Source organism: Collinsella sp. LCP21S3_A3, assembly GCF_052118905.1.
Taxonomy (GTDB): domain Bacteria; phylum Actinomycetota; class Coriobacteriia; order Coriobacteriales; family Coriobacteriaceae; genus Collinsella.
In genome coordinates this window covers 29,585-43,776 of sequence record NZ_JBQKGH010000014.1, presented here as the reverse complement: position 1 = coordinate 43,776, position 14,192 = coordinate 29,585, and the positions used below count along the sequence as shown (strand labels likewise).

Annotated in this window: 12 protein-coding genes; 5 read left to right on the top strand and 7 right to left on the bottom strand. The window is 56.8% G+C overall.

Going from position 1 to position 14,192, the window contains the following annotated elements:
- Positions 1 to 351: 351 nt before the first annotated feature.
- The 7 genes from prfA to ACTQ0H_RS07505 all read right to left on the bottom strand — a co-directional run bounded on the left by prfA (position 352) and on the right by ACTQ0H_RS07505 (position 7,933).
- Positions 352 to 1,419, bottom strand: a complete 1,068-nt coding sequence (gene prfA, locus ACTQ0H_RS07535; RefSeq protein WP_154518366.1) for a peptide chain release factor 1 — start codon at positions 1,417 to 1,419, stop codon at positions 352 to 354.
- A gap of 299 nt (positions 1,420 to 1,718) precedes the next feature.
- The gene (locus tag ACTQ0H_RS07530) at positions 1,719 to 2,621 is read right to left on the bottom strand and encodes a peptidase dimerization domain-containing protein (RefSeq protein ID WP_441548029.1); all 903 of its coding nucleotides are present in this window, start codon (positions 2,619 to 2,621) and stop codon (positions 1,719 to 1,721) included.
- A 21-nt stretch (positions 2,622 to 2,642) separates the two neighbouring features.
- The gene (locus ACTQ0H_RS07525; RefSeq protein WP_427719707.1) at positions 2,643 to 3,536 is read right to left on the bottom strand and encodes an aldose 1-epimerase family protein; all 894 of its coding nucleotides are present in this window, start codon (positions 3,534 to 3,536) and stop codon (positions 2,643 to 2,645) included.
- Between the two features lie 114 nt (positions 3,537 to 3,650).
- Positions 3,651 to 4,517, bottom strand: a complete 867-nt coding sequence (locus ACTQ0H_RS07520) for a hypothetical protein (protein ID WP_441548028.1) — start codon at positions 4,515 to 4,517, stop codon at positions 3,651 to 3,653.
- 125 nt (positions 4,518 to 4,642) lie between these two features.
- Entirely contained in the window at positions 4,643 to 5,959 is a 1,317-nt protein-coding gene (locus tag ACTQ0H_RS07515) for an ATP-binding protein (protein ID WP_427719709.1), read from the bottom strand.
- Between the two features lie 101 nt (positions 5,960 to 6,060).
- Positions 6,061 to 6,525, bottom strand: coding sequence for a PTS transporter subunit EIIC (locus ACTQ0H_RS07510; RefSeq protein ID WP_441548027.1), 465 nt, complete (start codon positions 6,523 to 6,525; stop codon positions 6,061 to 6,063).
- A gap of 82 nt (positions 6,526 to 6,607) precedes the next feature.
- Positions 6,608 to 7,933: a 6-phospho-alpha-glucosidase gene (locus ACTQ0H_RS07505; RefSeq protein ID WP_089573127.1), complete on the bottom strand. Its 1,326-nt coding sequence runs from the start codon at positions 7,931 to 7,933 to the stop codon at positions 6,608 to 6,610.
- 298 nt (positions 7,934 to 8,231) lie between these two features.
- On the opposite strand from ACTQ0H_RS07505, the gene ACTQ0H_RS07500 reads away from it, so the two are divergent.
- The 5 genes from ACTQ0H_RS07500 (at position 8,232) to ACTQ0H_RS07480 (ending at position 14,159) form a co-directional block, all read left to right on the top strand.
- On the top strand, positions 8,232 to 8,981 hold the full coding sequence (locus ACTQ0H_RS07500; protein ID WP_117757480.1) for a MurR/RpiR family transcriptional regulator: 750 nt from the start codon (positions 8,232 to 8,234) through the stop codon (positions 8,979 to 8,981).
- Positions 8,982 to 10,173: 1,192 nt separating this feature from the next.
- Positions 10,174 to 11,712: an ATP-binding cassette domain-containing protein gene (locus tag ACTQ0H_RS07495; protein ID WP_441016970.1), complete on the top strand. Its 1,539-nt coding sequence runs from the start codon at positions 10,174 to 10,176 to the stop codon at positions 11,710 to 11,712.
- 361 nt (positions 11,713 to 12,073) lie between these two features.
- Entirely contained in the window at positions 12,074 to 12,397 is a 324-nt protein-coding gene (locus ACTQ0H_RS07490; RefSeq protein ID WP_117734898.1) for a hypothetical protein, read from the top strand.
- A 154-nt stretch (positions 12,398 to 12,551) separates the two neighbouring features.
- Positions 12,552 to 12,767: a hypothetical protein gene (locus ACTQ0H_RS07485; RefSeq protein WP_117743463.1), complete on the top strand. Its 216-nt coding sequence runs from the start codon at positions 12,552 to 12,554 to the stop codon at positions 12,765 to 12,767.
- Positions 12,768 to 13,214: 447 nt separating this feature from the next.
- Positions 13,215 to 14,159 (top strand): hypothetical protein, encoded by a 945-nt coding sequence (locus ACTQ0H_RS07480; protein ID WP_441031981.1) that lies wholly within the window; start codon positions 13,215 to 13,217, stop codon positions 14,157 to 14,159.
- Positions 14,160 to 14,192 lie beyond the last annotated feature (33 nt).

The following is a 14,192-nucleotide window of genomic DNA, read 5'->3' as shown; positions in this document are numbered from 1 at the left end:
GCATGCGCCTCGACAGACTTGGGGAACCCCGCCGAAGGAATGGAGTGCGGGCCGACAGAACGGTATCCGCGGATATGAGACTGAGCCGAAGGCGTCGATGACATGCCGGGGCGGACCGGGACGGGTTAACGGCAGGCCCCGCCGACCGATTGCAAGCGGTCGGCGGGGCCATTGTGGCTCTTGACAGCGGATTGGGTCATATGAGCGAGCGACGTCCAGGGCGAATAAGTTGGCATGAAAAAGGCAAGGCATAGACCTTCTGGTCATGCCTTGCCTTTTGAATGACAAATTGTCGCCCTGGGCGGCGCGCAGCGTCGGCCGGTCCGCCGTTCGGTAGAACGGCGGAACCTACTACACGGCCTGTGCCAGCTTCTCGGCACGCTCGGCGGCGGCAAGCGCCTCGATGACGGCACCGAGTTGGTCGCCCAGAAGGACGCCGTTGTAGGTGGAGTTGAAACCGATACGGTGGTCGGTCACGCGGTCCTGGGGCTGGTTGTAAGTACGGATCTTCTCGGAACGGTTTCCGTGACCAATCTGGCTCTGGCGCTCGGCGCCGAGCTCGGCCTGCTGCTTCTCGAGTTCCATCTCGTACAGACGGGCACGCAGCATCTGCATGCAGACCTCGCGGTTTTGAATCTGGGAACGCTGCTCCTGCGACTGCACCACGGTATTGGTGGGCAGGTGGGTAATGCGCACGGCGGAGTAGGTGGTGTTAACGCACTGACCGCCAGGACCGGAGGCACAGTAGGTATCGATGCGCAGGTCGGACTGGTTGATCTGAACGTCGATCTCCTCGGCCTCGGGAAGCACGGCGACAGTTGCCGTGGAGGTCTGGATGCGGCCCTGGGACTCGGTCTTGGGAACGCGCTGGACACGGTGCACGCCGGACTCGAACTTCATGACGGAGTAGACACGGTCGCCCTCGACCTTGAACTCGATGGACTTAAAACCGCCGGCCTCGCTGGGGCTGGAGTCGAGCACGGTGGTCTTCCAGCCACGCGACTCGCAGAAGCGTTGGTACATCTTGTACAGGTCACCGGCGAAAATGGCCGCCTCGTCGCCACCTGCGGCGGAGCGGATCTCGACGATGGTGTTCTTGTCGTCATTGGGGTCACTCGGGATGAGCATGTACTTGATGTCTTCCTCAAGCTGGGGAAGCTTGTCCTCGTTCTCGGAGATGTCCATCTGGAGCATCTCCTTCTCGTCGGCATCGGTAGTGTCACGGAGCATTTCTTTGGCAGCCTCGATGTCGTCGAGCGCGCCGATGTACTCGCGCGCAGCGGCAATGAGGTCGGACTGGTGCGCGTACTCCTTGTTGAGACGCGTGAACTCCTTGATGTCGGAGGCGACGGCCGGGTCGGAAAGCTTCTTCTCGAGCTCCTCGTAGGCCTTGATGATCTTTTCGAGCTTGTCGCGCATGGCGGAACTCCTTTATATGCGTGAAGGTGAAAATCGGCGGAATTGATGGGGCGCATGGCGCCGTTGCGGGGTAAGCCCAGCTAGAACATGTCGATTTTCAGATACATGCGCATCCCTTCGCGTATAGGGTACATAGTTGCGGTCTAACCCATATATGATAGCGTGCGCAGGCAAACCTGCATATAACCCGCACGGAATGAGTGGACGTAGTCGTTGGGGACGTTCCTTAACGACGAGTCGTTTAAGAACGTCCCCAACGACTACAACGGTTAACAAAGGGGCTGTCGCTTTGTCACATTCTAGAGCGTTTGAAGCAGAGCGATGAAAAAGCTGACACCTTGGAGGTAGGCACGGCGGGTAATGCGCTCGTTGGTGCCGTGGACACCGCGATCGCACTCGTCATCGTCGACCACAAACGCCGAAAAGCGAATGCATTCAGAGCAAATACGCTGATAGTTAGCCGCATCGGTGGCACCGATCACAGTTGAGGGCACAATGCCGACAGCAGCCCCGCCCGCCGCATTCGGTACGTTTTCCTCCGCCCCCTTTTGATCACGAAAGTAGCGGGCGGCAATAGTGCGAACGGCCTCGAGCCCCGGTCCGCCAACACGTGGGGACGGCGAAGGTTCTGAGCTGCCGGGGCCAAGTTCGACCTCCACGCGCCCGGTAAGGCCCGCAGCGGCAACGGCCTCGCGGCAACGGTCAACAACATCAGCCACGCCCGTGCCCTCGAGCATGCGGAAGTTAATATTGGCCCACATATCCTGCGGCATCACGTTGGCGCCAGTGCTGCCGCCCTCAATCTGCGTGGGCGCACAGGTAGTGGTCACGAGCGGATAGAGCTTGTTGCTGGCGAGGCAGTCGCGAACAATGACGCCTCCGTTGGCGGCAATCTCATCCGCCGTGTAGAGCCCCAACTCGACAAGCTGCGCGGCAAGCAGATCGGTCACGCGCGTCGGCCACTCGATATCGCAGATTGCGGCGATAGCGCGGCTCAATACCTCGAGCGATGTGCCGCCGTAGGGATTGGACGAATGTCCGCCTTCGCTCTTCGTCTTGAGCACGATATCGGCATAGCCCTTCTCGGCAAGGTCGGCATGCATAAGCCAGCCCTCGCCCGCGCCGTACTCGGCAGCCGAAACAATACGGTAGTCACCCTCGTCGATCAGGTATTCAAGTTCAACGCCGCGCTCCTCGAGCACGCGGCCGATGGCCCCCGCTCTCTAGAGCAGCGTAACCTCGAAGGCGCGCTTGTCGGTGGCGCCGGGAGCCAAGGTGATGGTGTTGACCTTGTGCTCGAAGACGTCGTCCTCGGTGTCCATGGTGGTATGTCCGGTCCAAGGCTCGAGCGCCACGAACGGGGCGTCGTTGGCGGCAGACCACACGCCAATGTACTTAAAGCCCTCGAAGTCAATCTTGACGCCGTGGCCCGACTTGCGACTGCGCAGCGTGAGCGTGGAGCCCGGGGTATCGGTGAACATGATGGCGTCGTTGTCGAAGCTGCGGTGTGTGATGGGCAGCACGTCCGAGTTATCGGGAGCCTTGTAGCTTCCCTCGAACGTCATAAGGCCATCGGGCGTGATGATGGGGGCCTCGTTAGTCCAAGCCTCGGTAAACGCCAGCTCGTAATCCTCGAACGCCTCGTCCTCGGCACCGGGAACGGGCACGTTAAATGCGGGGTGGCCGCCCACCGAAAACGGCAGGTCCACGTCGCCGGTGTTGGTGACGGCAAAGGTCTGCGTAAGAGTGGCGTCGCCAGTCAGGGCATAGGTCATGTTGAGCTTAAAGTGGAACGGGAAGGCCTTGAGCGACTCGGGCGTATCGGTGATCTCGTAGGTGACGGACGAACCGTCCTCCGACACCTCGACCAGCTTGTGCTCCACGATACGCGCGATGCCGTGGCGCGCCATCTCGCAGCTGCCGGCCGCAGACGTCGCCGTGTTGTTGCGCAGCGAGCCCACAATGGGGAACAGGATGGGCGCATGCTTGCCCCAAAAAGCGGGATCGCCCTGCCACAGATACTCGTTGCCGTTGAGGGCAAGGCTCGTGAGCTGGGCGCCCATGGAATCGATGGCCGCGGTGAGGCCGCCGCGCCTGATGGTAGTGACGGTAGACATGCTACTTCCTCCAAAAGTAAACAATAGTGTCGAGGACTATTGTCCCACTCTTGGCGGCGGGACGGGACGGCAGGCGATTATTGAGTAGCCATAGCGGAAATGGGCGGCGAGCGCCTACTGGGTATCCACGTAAAGGTCAAACCCGCCCTGCGAGGTGGTGTCGACCGTATCGGGCGCCCGCGAGTTAAAGCTCGCGGGAACCATTCTTTTCGAGGCACGAAAACGCGTGCCGTCGGTGGCGACAGGTGGCTCATCGACCGTAAGTTCGTAGTCGCCGGGCTTGAGCTCGATACCGTCACCTTCGGAATTGACGTATTGGTGCTCGTCGATCGCTTGTCCCTTGAGCGTACGGCCCACGATATGAATGAGCATCTGGCTGTCGCCGCGCGCGGTATCCCACGTCGCGCCGTCCTTGACCTCGACCGACACATGCACCGAGCGCGTACGGTTGAGCGATTGTTCGACGGAGATCTCGACCTTGGCGGCGTCTTGGCGCTGCTGCTCAACATGGCTCCAAACGCTGCCGATTGCCGAGCAGGCGATAACGCCGGCCATGAAGGCGATGAGGATGGGGCCGAGCGGAGAGCGCCGGCCCGCGCCTTCCTCGCGAGCCAGATCGGGGCGATGCGTGGGCGCAGGCGCCTGGGCGCCCTGCGCGGGCACGTCGAGAATGCTGAAGGATGCCGTGCTGTCGGGGTCGATAGTGTGACGCGGCTGTGGGGTCCTTGCCGGCGAGATGGACATGTCGACCGGCTCACCCAGTGTGGCCGTGGCGTCGGCCTTTGCCTCGTCGGCCTCAGCCTGGGCCCAGGCCTGTTCAAAGGTTAGGGGTTCGGCCGAGTCGGAAGCGGCGTCCGTCTCGACGGCATCGTTGCCGCTCTCGTCCTCGTCGCTCGACACGTCATGCGGCGCGGGCTCGTCCCACTCCTCGTCCGGAACCTCGCCCTCGCTATACCACCATTCAAAGTTATCGATATCCATACGGGGCGCCCCTTAGGCCTCGCAAATAAACACTTGCTAGCCTTATACCCCCAGACGGCACGAGGGCTCGCACGGAATGCGAAAAGGACTGCTCCTTTGTCGCATCGAAACGGATCTGTTTACGTTTAGCCGCGGGTAATCTTATTTCTCAACAAGAAGTCGACTGCCCCCACGATTCTGATGCCATCGATGTCCGTTGGATGGTCGCCATCCCTGACAATCAGGATCTTCTCATACGAATCAGGAATTTTTCCTAGCGTGCTTAGCTTGAGCGGTCGCAGCTCGCGTTCCCTCGTCGCCTCGGCATCGATCCGTTCGGTAACCTGGATATATTTGCGGTCTGATCCCTCGCCGATTGCGACAAAGTCGATTTCCCCCGCGCGTAGATGGCCGCAAAACACTTCGTATCCTTCAAAGACAAGCTGGTTGTAGATAACGTTCTCGAGCATCCTTCCGCTATCGCTACCTCTATATCCGTCAAGATAGCTGCGAATTCCCGTATCAGCTATGTAATATTTACCGCCTGTCTTAAGAAGCTCCCGCCCCTTGATGTCATACCTTTTTACTTTGGTAAACAGGTACGTCTCTTCCAGAGCGTCAATATATGCCGACACCGTCGATGCGTTGGTCTTACCGCCCGCTGATTCGTTGAGCGTCCCTACGATTTTGTTGACCGAGGTTTGGTTGGAGATGTTGTCTGCCAGATACGCACAGAGCCGCTCGAGAACATCGCGCTTGGTGATAGCTCCGCGACCCCTACGCGTCACACGCGACAGGATATCGCGCGCGACGATCGTCTGGTAGAGGCTACGGATATAGTCGCGACACAGCTCACGTCTCGGCTCATCATGGGCCAGAAACGGCATGCCGCCATAGGTTATGTACTGCTCAAGCACGGTATTTGAATTAAGGCGATCGCCCGTCTTGGAAACAAGTTCGACCCTCTCACCAAGCCCTTCAGCGGCGACCGCATCAATCGAGCGAAAATCAAGATATTCGCCAAACGTGAGAGGCTGCATCTTGACCTCGACATATCGGCCCGAGATAAGCGTTGCGAGCTCGCTCGATAGCAAAAAGGCATTGGAGCCCGTGACATAGATATCGCACGGCAAATCCACTCGGAGCGAGTTGACCGCCTTTTCCCAACCTTCGACATTCTGGAGCTCGTCAAAGAACAGGTAGGGATGATCGATGCCGTCGATGCGCTCCCGAACCATACGATAAAACGTCAGATAATCCGTAATTCCCGCGTACTCTAGAGATTCCATCTTAAAGGTCAGCAAACGCTCGGCTGGCACCCCCTGTTGCGCCAGATAGTCCCTCATCATGTCCAATAACGTTGATTTGCCACAACGGCGTATGCCCGTCACGATTTTGATGAGGTCGGTATCCTGAAAAGCAATGAGTCGATCAAGATAACGGCTTCGGCGAACGATATCCATAGAGTCTCCCTAGCGCCCGACCAGACATGAAATCTTATAAACTTGCATTTTTTGCAAGTTTATAAGATGTTACCTTAGAAACTTGCAGAATTTGCAAGTTTCTAAGGCATGGAATGTGACAAACGGACTGTCCCTTTAAGACCGCCGATAACGCCCGTGTCGAGCGTGGTGATACCGAGGATCGTGCTCTGGCCCGTCGTAAGATTAGCGGGATCGATAACGCCAGTCGCCGTGAGGAACGTGCCCATCACGGAATTCATGCACATGTAGCCCAAAAAGCCACAAAGCGCCGCGGTAGCCTTCTCGGACTTGGCGAAGCCATAGGCGAGACAAATCGAGAAGATAACCGGGATGTTGCTCATAACGATGCCGGCTGCGGCCTTAAGAATCGAAAAGAAAATCGCAAAGCCCGGAGCAGCAAGCCAGGGAACAGCTGCCGTAAGGGTGGGGCTGGTAAAGGCATTGCCAAAGCCCTGAAGGATGCCGGCGATTGGCAGGATCAGGACAGGCGTCATGAGGACTTTGCCCAAGCGCTGGAACTTTGCCAGCAGCTCATCTTTGTTCATGGGATACCCCTCTTAAAGAAACGGGGCGTGCAGTTCTACAACCCACACGCCCCATAACAGTTATCAAACGCTATGGAACTAGCTACTTAAGCTCCGGCCAGTAATCCTTATTGGCCTCGATGAGCTTATCGAGCACCTTACGCGCCTTCTTTGCGTCACCGACCAGACGATTAAGCGTGAGTGCCTGCAGGGCCTTCTCGTAGGAACCCTCCATCCAAGCCTCAACAGTCAGGCGCTCATAGGCGTACTGGTTCTCCATAAGACCGCGATAGAAGGTGCCAATCTTGCCAACAGCATAGGGCTGCGGGCCATTGGCGCCCACGCTTGCCGCGACCTCGACCATGGCGTCATCGGGCATACCCTCGATAATGCCGTTGTTGGGCACGATGACAATGAAGGTCTTGTTGGTGTTGCGATAAATGGCCGAGGTGATTTCCACGATCATATCGCCATGAGCATCGTTCTGCACAACCGAGGAGTTCTTTGCGGTGCCGACTTTGGCAACACGCTCGCACTCGGCGAACACGCGCTTCTCGCGACCGTTGATAACCTCGTCGGAGCGAGTGTAGTCGGGGTCGAGGTGAGCGACCTTGTACTCGGGATACAGATAGTACTGCAGATAAGTGTTGGGCAGATAGTCGGGGAAGTCCTCGAGCATATCCTTGACCATGGCGTAGGTATCAAGCCAGGACTGGTCACGCTGCTCGGCATCGGCAGGAAGGAAGCCGTTCTTCTCCGTGTACTCCTTAATCTGCGGGACGAGGTCATGGCCCTCTTCATCGTAGATGTGCTTGAACCAACCGAAGTGATTGAGGCCAAAGTACACAGGCTCCGTCTTGCTCATATCGCGACCGAGCAGGCGACCGTAAGAGCGCATGAGGTTGACAGGCTGGTCGCAGATGTTGAGAACGCGATGCTCATCGGGCAGGACGCGCTCGAGACCATATGCCACAATAGCAGCCGGATTGGTGTAATTGATAATCCACGCCTCCGGGCTATGGGCGCGAACGTCGTTGACGATCTCAACCATGTCATGCATGGAGCGCATACCGTAAGCCATGCCGCCAGGGCCCACCGTTTCCTGGCCGATGATTCCCATATGCAGCGGAATCTTCTCGTCCTTGCTACGCATCTCGTAGCCGCCGGTACGAATCTGGCAGAGCACAAAGTCGACGTCGGTGTAAGCCTCGTCCTTATCGGTGGTGTAACCAAACTCCACACCGGGCTCCTCCTCGGCGAAGAGAATCTTGCCAAACTCGCCGATCGGACGCTGGCGCTCGGCATCGATGTCATAGAGCATCACGCGGTTCAGCGGCAGAATGTCCATGTGCTTGGTCAGGGCTTTAAGAATGCCAGGGCACCACGTGGAGCCGCCGCCAACGATCACAATATTGAGCTTATCCTTCATGTTCCGTCCCTCCAGGGTTGGCTGATCGGTGTTCTCGAAGACCTTGGGCTCCGCGGCTGTCCTCGGCTTGCTTCGTTTCGATTGGTATTTTGCGACATAAGGTCATTTGCAAGTCCCCGTGTGGGCCAATGCGAAACGGGGACACATGATTTCGCTCACGACACAGATATGTGTAGGCAGACACGCGCGTTTGCCCAGTTCATGGGCAATATGCAATCTTGACCGATTACCGATTTCTCACCTGGCTACACAAAGCGGTACCATATGTACGGCGAGGTGCGAGGGGCTGAAACATCTTATGAAAGATCAAGAATCTTTTTATGATCATGTGCGAGCTGGCGAGAGCAAGCTCAACGATCTCGAAAGCGAGATCATGCGCTACATCATCGAGCTGCGTGATGATATTGACGATGTCACGCTTAAGAGCGTTGCCGAACGGTTCTTCGTCGCTCCCAATACAATCGTCAGGCTTGCCCACAAGCTTGGCTTCTCGGGGTTTACGGAGCTCAAACAATCGTATTCCGCCTCGCTCGATCGCAATCGATTCACTATCGAGGCACTTCCTCTTGATACCCAGCTCGTACAGACCAAAGATCTGCTTAACGACCGGGTCATCGATTCGGTTGTGAGTCTTATCCAGGACGCCTCGCATATCGTCTTCTTCTGCTCGGGCTTTTCGAAATACCCGTGCCTCGAGATGGCTGAAAAGCTCAAAATTATGGGCAAGAACACCGATACGCTCAGTGAACGCCACGTCATGAGGCATTACGCAGAACTCCTCGGCAAAAACGACCTGGTCTTCAGCGTTTCCGTAAGCGGCGAGACGCAGGTGTCTATTGACGCCACATCGATAGCCAAAACGCGTGGGTGCAAGGTCGTCACGCTCACCGGCTTTTCTCGAAATTCCCTCTCGAAACTAGCCGACTACCCTATCTACACCGTGCAAAAAGAAATCCGCTTGGGCAGCATGGACCTCGACAGTCGATTGATGTTCTATTACGTTTTCGAATTGATATTTGAGCGCTACTTCAAACTGGCCAAGAAATAAAACTTGGCATGCGCCCGGCTTCGACTCTTTAGCAGCCTTCTATATGAAAGGTATCGCCCTATGCAACGCGTACTGTTTATCTGTCATGGGAACATCTGCAGATTCAGAAAAATGCCTAGCTAGTTAGGATCCCGGCGAACCATATCGCGTACCTTACGACGTTTTTACGACTTTGAGCCCCGATGCGATATTGCCGTGATGGAGAAAAGCAACTCCTTTCGCCTTTCCCCAGTAGCTGAAGAACGGAGAATCGAGCATAAGCATTCCTTTCCGGTCGTCTCAAACCTCTGCAATTTGGAGGGTAAATCGCGAAAGCTAATATCTCAAACACCAGAAAAATCAAGTCGATGACCTCGCTCAACATTCACGATGTTAGTGTCGGAAAAATTTAGCCAAATATAGTCGGCCGAGATTGACCAATCCCGGCCGGCCCATTTTGGCCAACACGCCCGCATCTATGACTTTCCTATCGCATTCCTACATCCCCTCGGGCTGGATCCCCCTCACCTTCACCGCCTGGGGGACGGCCTCCACCGAGTACGTGTCGAGCCCCCTGCCGCGGTAGCTCGGGCCCCGCATCACGAACACCGACGCCTTGTCGAGCAGCCTGTCGAGGGCGGCGTGTTGGCGCCACCAGCGTAGTGGCGGCGGGGAGGCACGGTGGCCATTATTCGGTGACCGGGATTGGTCAAAATCGGTTGACTATTAGCGGCTAAAATCGCCCGGCGCTAACAACGACGCCCACCATCGCATGCTAGTTACAAGAAGCGGATGCACTAGTATTCTTTCAATCGACTTGCAAACCCCTTCAAGCGTCCAACGCAATGGCGTGCTTTCAGACGCAACGCCTCCTTGCGTCCGCATTATTGCTTTGTTAGACTCTACGGAAGAATTCAGCGCAGGCCCATATGCCAAGCCAGCGCCCCGGAAAGGAAAAGGATTCGTGAAGCTGTAGACGATACATATCGACGCCAATTTGCAAATTGCCATCTATCCAAGAATAAATCTGGCTGCACATTTGTCGTATCGTCTTTTCACTGATCCTCGTATATCCTAAACACTACCTTTGCGAGCATTGCCGTCGACTCATTTTCTTTCAGCTTGACTCGAGTCGACGGGCGTTCACGTTGGTCGGAACGAGCCAATCAGAGCATATGCGGCAAAACGCGGCCTCCCATGCCGAGGAGGCACAATGTCAAGAACCAATTTGAACAGCTCCACCACCCTCGTTCTTTCCCATATTACTTATGCATATCCTGGCAGCGCAATGCCCGCACTCGACAACGTGTCGGCGACATTTGCCCCCGGCTGGCACGGCATCGTCGGAGACAACGGGTGCGGGAAATCAACTTTCGTCCGCATTGCGTGCGGACTTCTGATTCCAGATCGCGGCGTCGTTTCACCGCGTCTCGTCTCCGCATATTGCGCGCAAGAAGCCGGAGTCGAACCGCCCATGCTCTTCGATTTTGCGTGCGACTTCGCCCCGGCGACCACGCACCTCAGAAGGATGCTCCGCATCACCGATGATATGCTCTGGCGTTTTTCCGAGCTCTCCGGTGGCGAGCAGAAGAAAATTCAAATAGCCGTCGCGCTTTGGCAGAATCCCGATCTTCTGGCAATGGATGAACCGACTAACCATGTGGACGCAGAATGCAGAAGGCAGATTTGCAAAGCACTCGCCGAGTACAAGGGTATTGGCCTCCTCGTCTCGCACGACCGTGCGTTGCTCGACTCCTTGGCAAATGACTGCCTGTGCTTTGAGTCGGGGCACGTCACCATGCGCCCCGGCAACTACTCCCAAGCTCGCTCGCAGGCGAATCTGGAGCGCGAAAGCGCGGCGCGGGCCAAATCGATTGCGCGATCCGAAGAAAAGCGCATGAAGGCTGAGTATATCAGGCGCGTTGAAAACGCCTCACGGTCCGCATCCAAGAGAAGCGCCCGTCATGTCGATCCGAAGGATCACGACGCGAAAGCACGAATCAAACTCGCCATTCTCACTGGCAGAGACGGCGTTGCGGGCAAGCTCGCTTCGCGCATGGACTCCCGAATCCAGCGCGCGCAAGCCGCCGTCGACGCCCACCATGTCGAAAAGCGCTACGAAAGCACCTTGTGGATGGAAGCGCAACCCAGCCCGCGCAAAACACTGATTCACGTCAGCTCAGATCGCATACCGTGCGGCCCGAGGCAATCTTTGCGGGTTCCCGAGATTTATCTGGGAAATACCGATCATCTGGGCATAAGCGGCCCCAACGGAGCGGGGAAAACAACACTGGTCAAGCATATCCTGGAGATATTGGAAGGCCGCAAGGCCACGGGATTGGACATTCGCACGCTGTATATCCCTCAGGAAGTCGACGATTCATCCTCAATTGAATTCCTCTCGGAAATCAAGGACCTGCCCCAAGCCGAACGTGGAGCCCTGCTTTCGATCGTTGCGCAACTCAATTCGGATCCCGAACGAATATTGTCCGGCGAGAACATCAGCCCGGGGGAGCTGCGGAAGCTCATGCTCGCCCGCGGTATACTAGATGCCCCCGAAATCATCGTCATGGACGAACCCACGAATCACCTGGACCTGCACTCGGTGGAGGCACTCGAGCGAGCGCTTTCCGCCTTTCCCGGCGCGCTTGTTTTGGTGAGCCATGACGAGCAGTTCCTCTCGGCCTCATGCCCCCTCCGCTTGGATTTGGCCCCAGAAGAGGAGCACACTATTGGTCAGCCCCTCCTCTAGCGCTCAGGCATGTCTTCTGCAAGCCGCCTTCTTCTGATATCCCCTCCCCCGTTTTGCAAGCAACTCAGCGCAAATGGCCCATCCCCCTCAGCCTGAAGGCTCAGCGACACCAACGATACCGACGATTCAATATCTGGATGTCCATATTTGCCCCATCTGGGTGATTATTAAATTGTGTTTGTTCCGTGATTGAATACTTTGTCATCATTACGCCCCACTTCTTCTCATCAGAGGACGTCGAGAACGACAGGTCCTTGCGAAATAATCCCAGCTCAGAAGCTTATGGCATGATGTGCTCACCGAGTGCTCGATGACGGTTGACGAATCGTCGGTAATATCCAATTTTAGGAAAGAGGTGTGTATGACCCGACCGAAGATCATGCGCGGACCGTTTGAATGCGGCTCCATCTCAACAACCAGTACGGCAATGTCGTCTATAAAGGAGTCTTCGGCGAGCATGCCGACTTGTTCTGAACGAGCTGTTCGACATGCCCTGAAGGCCGAAGAGATGTTCTCTCGCGTCATGTATCGCCAGATTCTTTGTGCCCACACGAAGCTCCATGGGGCAATGTTTGGGGACGATGATCTTCATGCCGCAACAAGAAATGTCGAGGAGATCTTGCGCAACGTCCTGCGCCTCTATCTCGATGTCCACGGCGAGCCGCAACGCGGAGTCAGCAAATAATTGGATTGAGAGGAGTTCGAGTATGAGGAAATTGAATCAGTTTATGAAGTTCGATTGGGAAGCTTTTGCGAAAGGCAAGCGTTTCCTTTGTGTCGGAGGTGGTAAATGGGTTGATTAAAACACCAAAGAGCATCGCGGCACCAAGATCGACGTGGTGATCACAACCGATAACACGCAGTATCACCAAAACGAAGGCGAGGTGGTCAGCAATCGTTTCGAGAAGCTTTCCATCAAGGTTTCGAACGATATCGAGATTCCCGTCAATCAGCACGTCATTCCCACCGGCGTGGTCGCAAAGGTTTACGGTGATTATCGCAACCAGTTGTCCATCACGGCGGACGGCATTACCGTCATCCCCGCGAAGGGCTAGGTGATTGTGGTGCGTTACTCCAGTGGCGCACCGGCGATCGTGTATTCGACCCCCAGCGCAAAGCTTTGTGTGCTGGGGGTCGCTTTATTTGCGGTCGCCGCGTGCGTTTATTGCATCGGGCTATTCGTGAACACCATTCTTGCGCCCATCGCCATAGAGCCCAGTACGGTGATGGCGTTTGGCGGCAACCTTACCTCCGCAGCGGCCACTCTTAGCCTCGCTGGGACCATGTTGTTTGCGGGAGGGATCACACATTACGTCATGCTATCTGAATCAACACGGTTGCATGCACGCATTAGGAAGGGGCTCTTTGATCCACGTTACGGGAATCCTCTACACCTGCGAGAAGGCGAGCTTCTTCCCGACATCTCTTGCAAAGAGACGGCTCCCGGACAGTTCGAGCTCGCCATCTCAACCTCATCCTCAACGGCAGAAGAAATATCGAAGATGGGACCTAGCATTAGCTCCCGACTTCGCGGAAGGTTCTCCCGCTACGCCGTCGTACTTGCCGAAGCAGACGTCGCATGCAATCAAGTGACCTTCTTCCTTGAAGATGTGACGTTGCATCGAGAGATCAAGGCATCGCGTGTCGAGGATTTGTGCCCGGCGAACGCCTACGAATTCCGCGTTCAAAACGGCACGAGCATCGACCTCCGCACCTCCGGTTCCATGCTCATCGCTGGAAAGACCACGGGCGTGATCGCCCTCTTGCTCCAAGCCCTGTTGGCTGGTCCTGACGGACACGGATCGCAAGTCCTCATCATAGACCCCAAGCAGGCCGAGCCCTCCCGACTTCCTCGCGTGGTTTCACTGAATGCTGACAGGGACGCTCGCGCAATCCTGTCTGCGTTATCACGGTTCGCCGACAGCATCAAAGAGCGACAGAGCTTCCTCAACGACAGGTCGACAGAGACGGGAGACGCCGTGCACTGGTGGGATGCGAGGCTTCACGTTTCGCTTCTCTTCATGGATGAGTACGTGGCACTCCGCACGCTGTTTCCCAAGCGCGCGAGCAAGGAGGACCCCGATTACTGCCTCGCGACGTTTGATGGGCTGGTGAAGCGCATCGTAACGATGGGGGCGAGCGCGGGCTGCTACGCCATCATCTCGATCGCCGAGGCGTCTGTTGAGGAGGGGGGCTTGCCGTCGATGCTGCGCTCGGCGTGCAGCACCCGCGTCCTCTTCAAGCCGACGCTTCCCGAGGCGCGGCTCATATGGGGCGCGGAACGCCTGCTCGACCTCGGTGCACCTCGCACCTTCTCCCCGGGCGACGCTTGGTTCAGCAGTACGGACGGGGCGCACGACCGCATCGGCTTTGTGCATTTTCCGATCATGGACTTCCCCGTGTACCGCGAGCTTGGGCGGCTCCTTGACCTGTACTTCAGAGAATAACCACCGCGGGGTCCGCTTCGCGCAGCAAAAGCG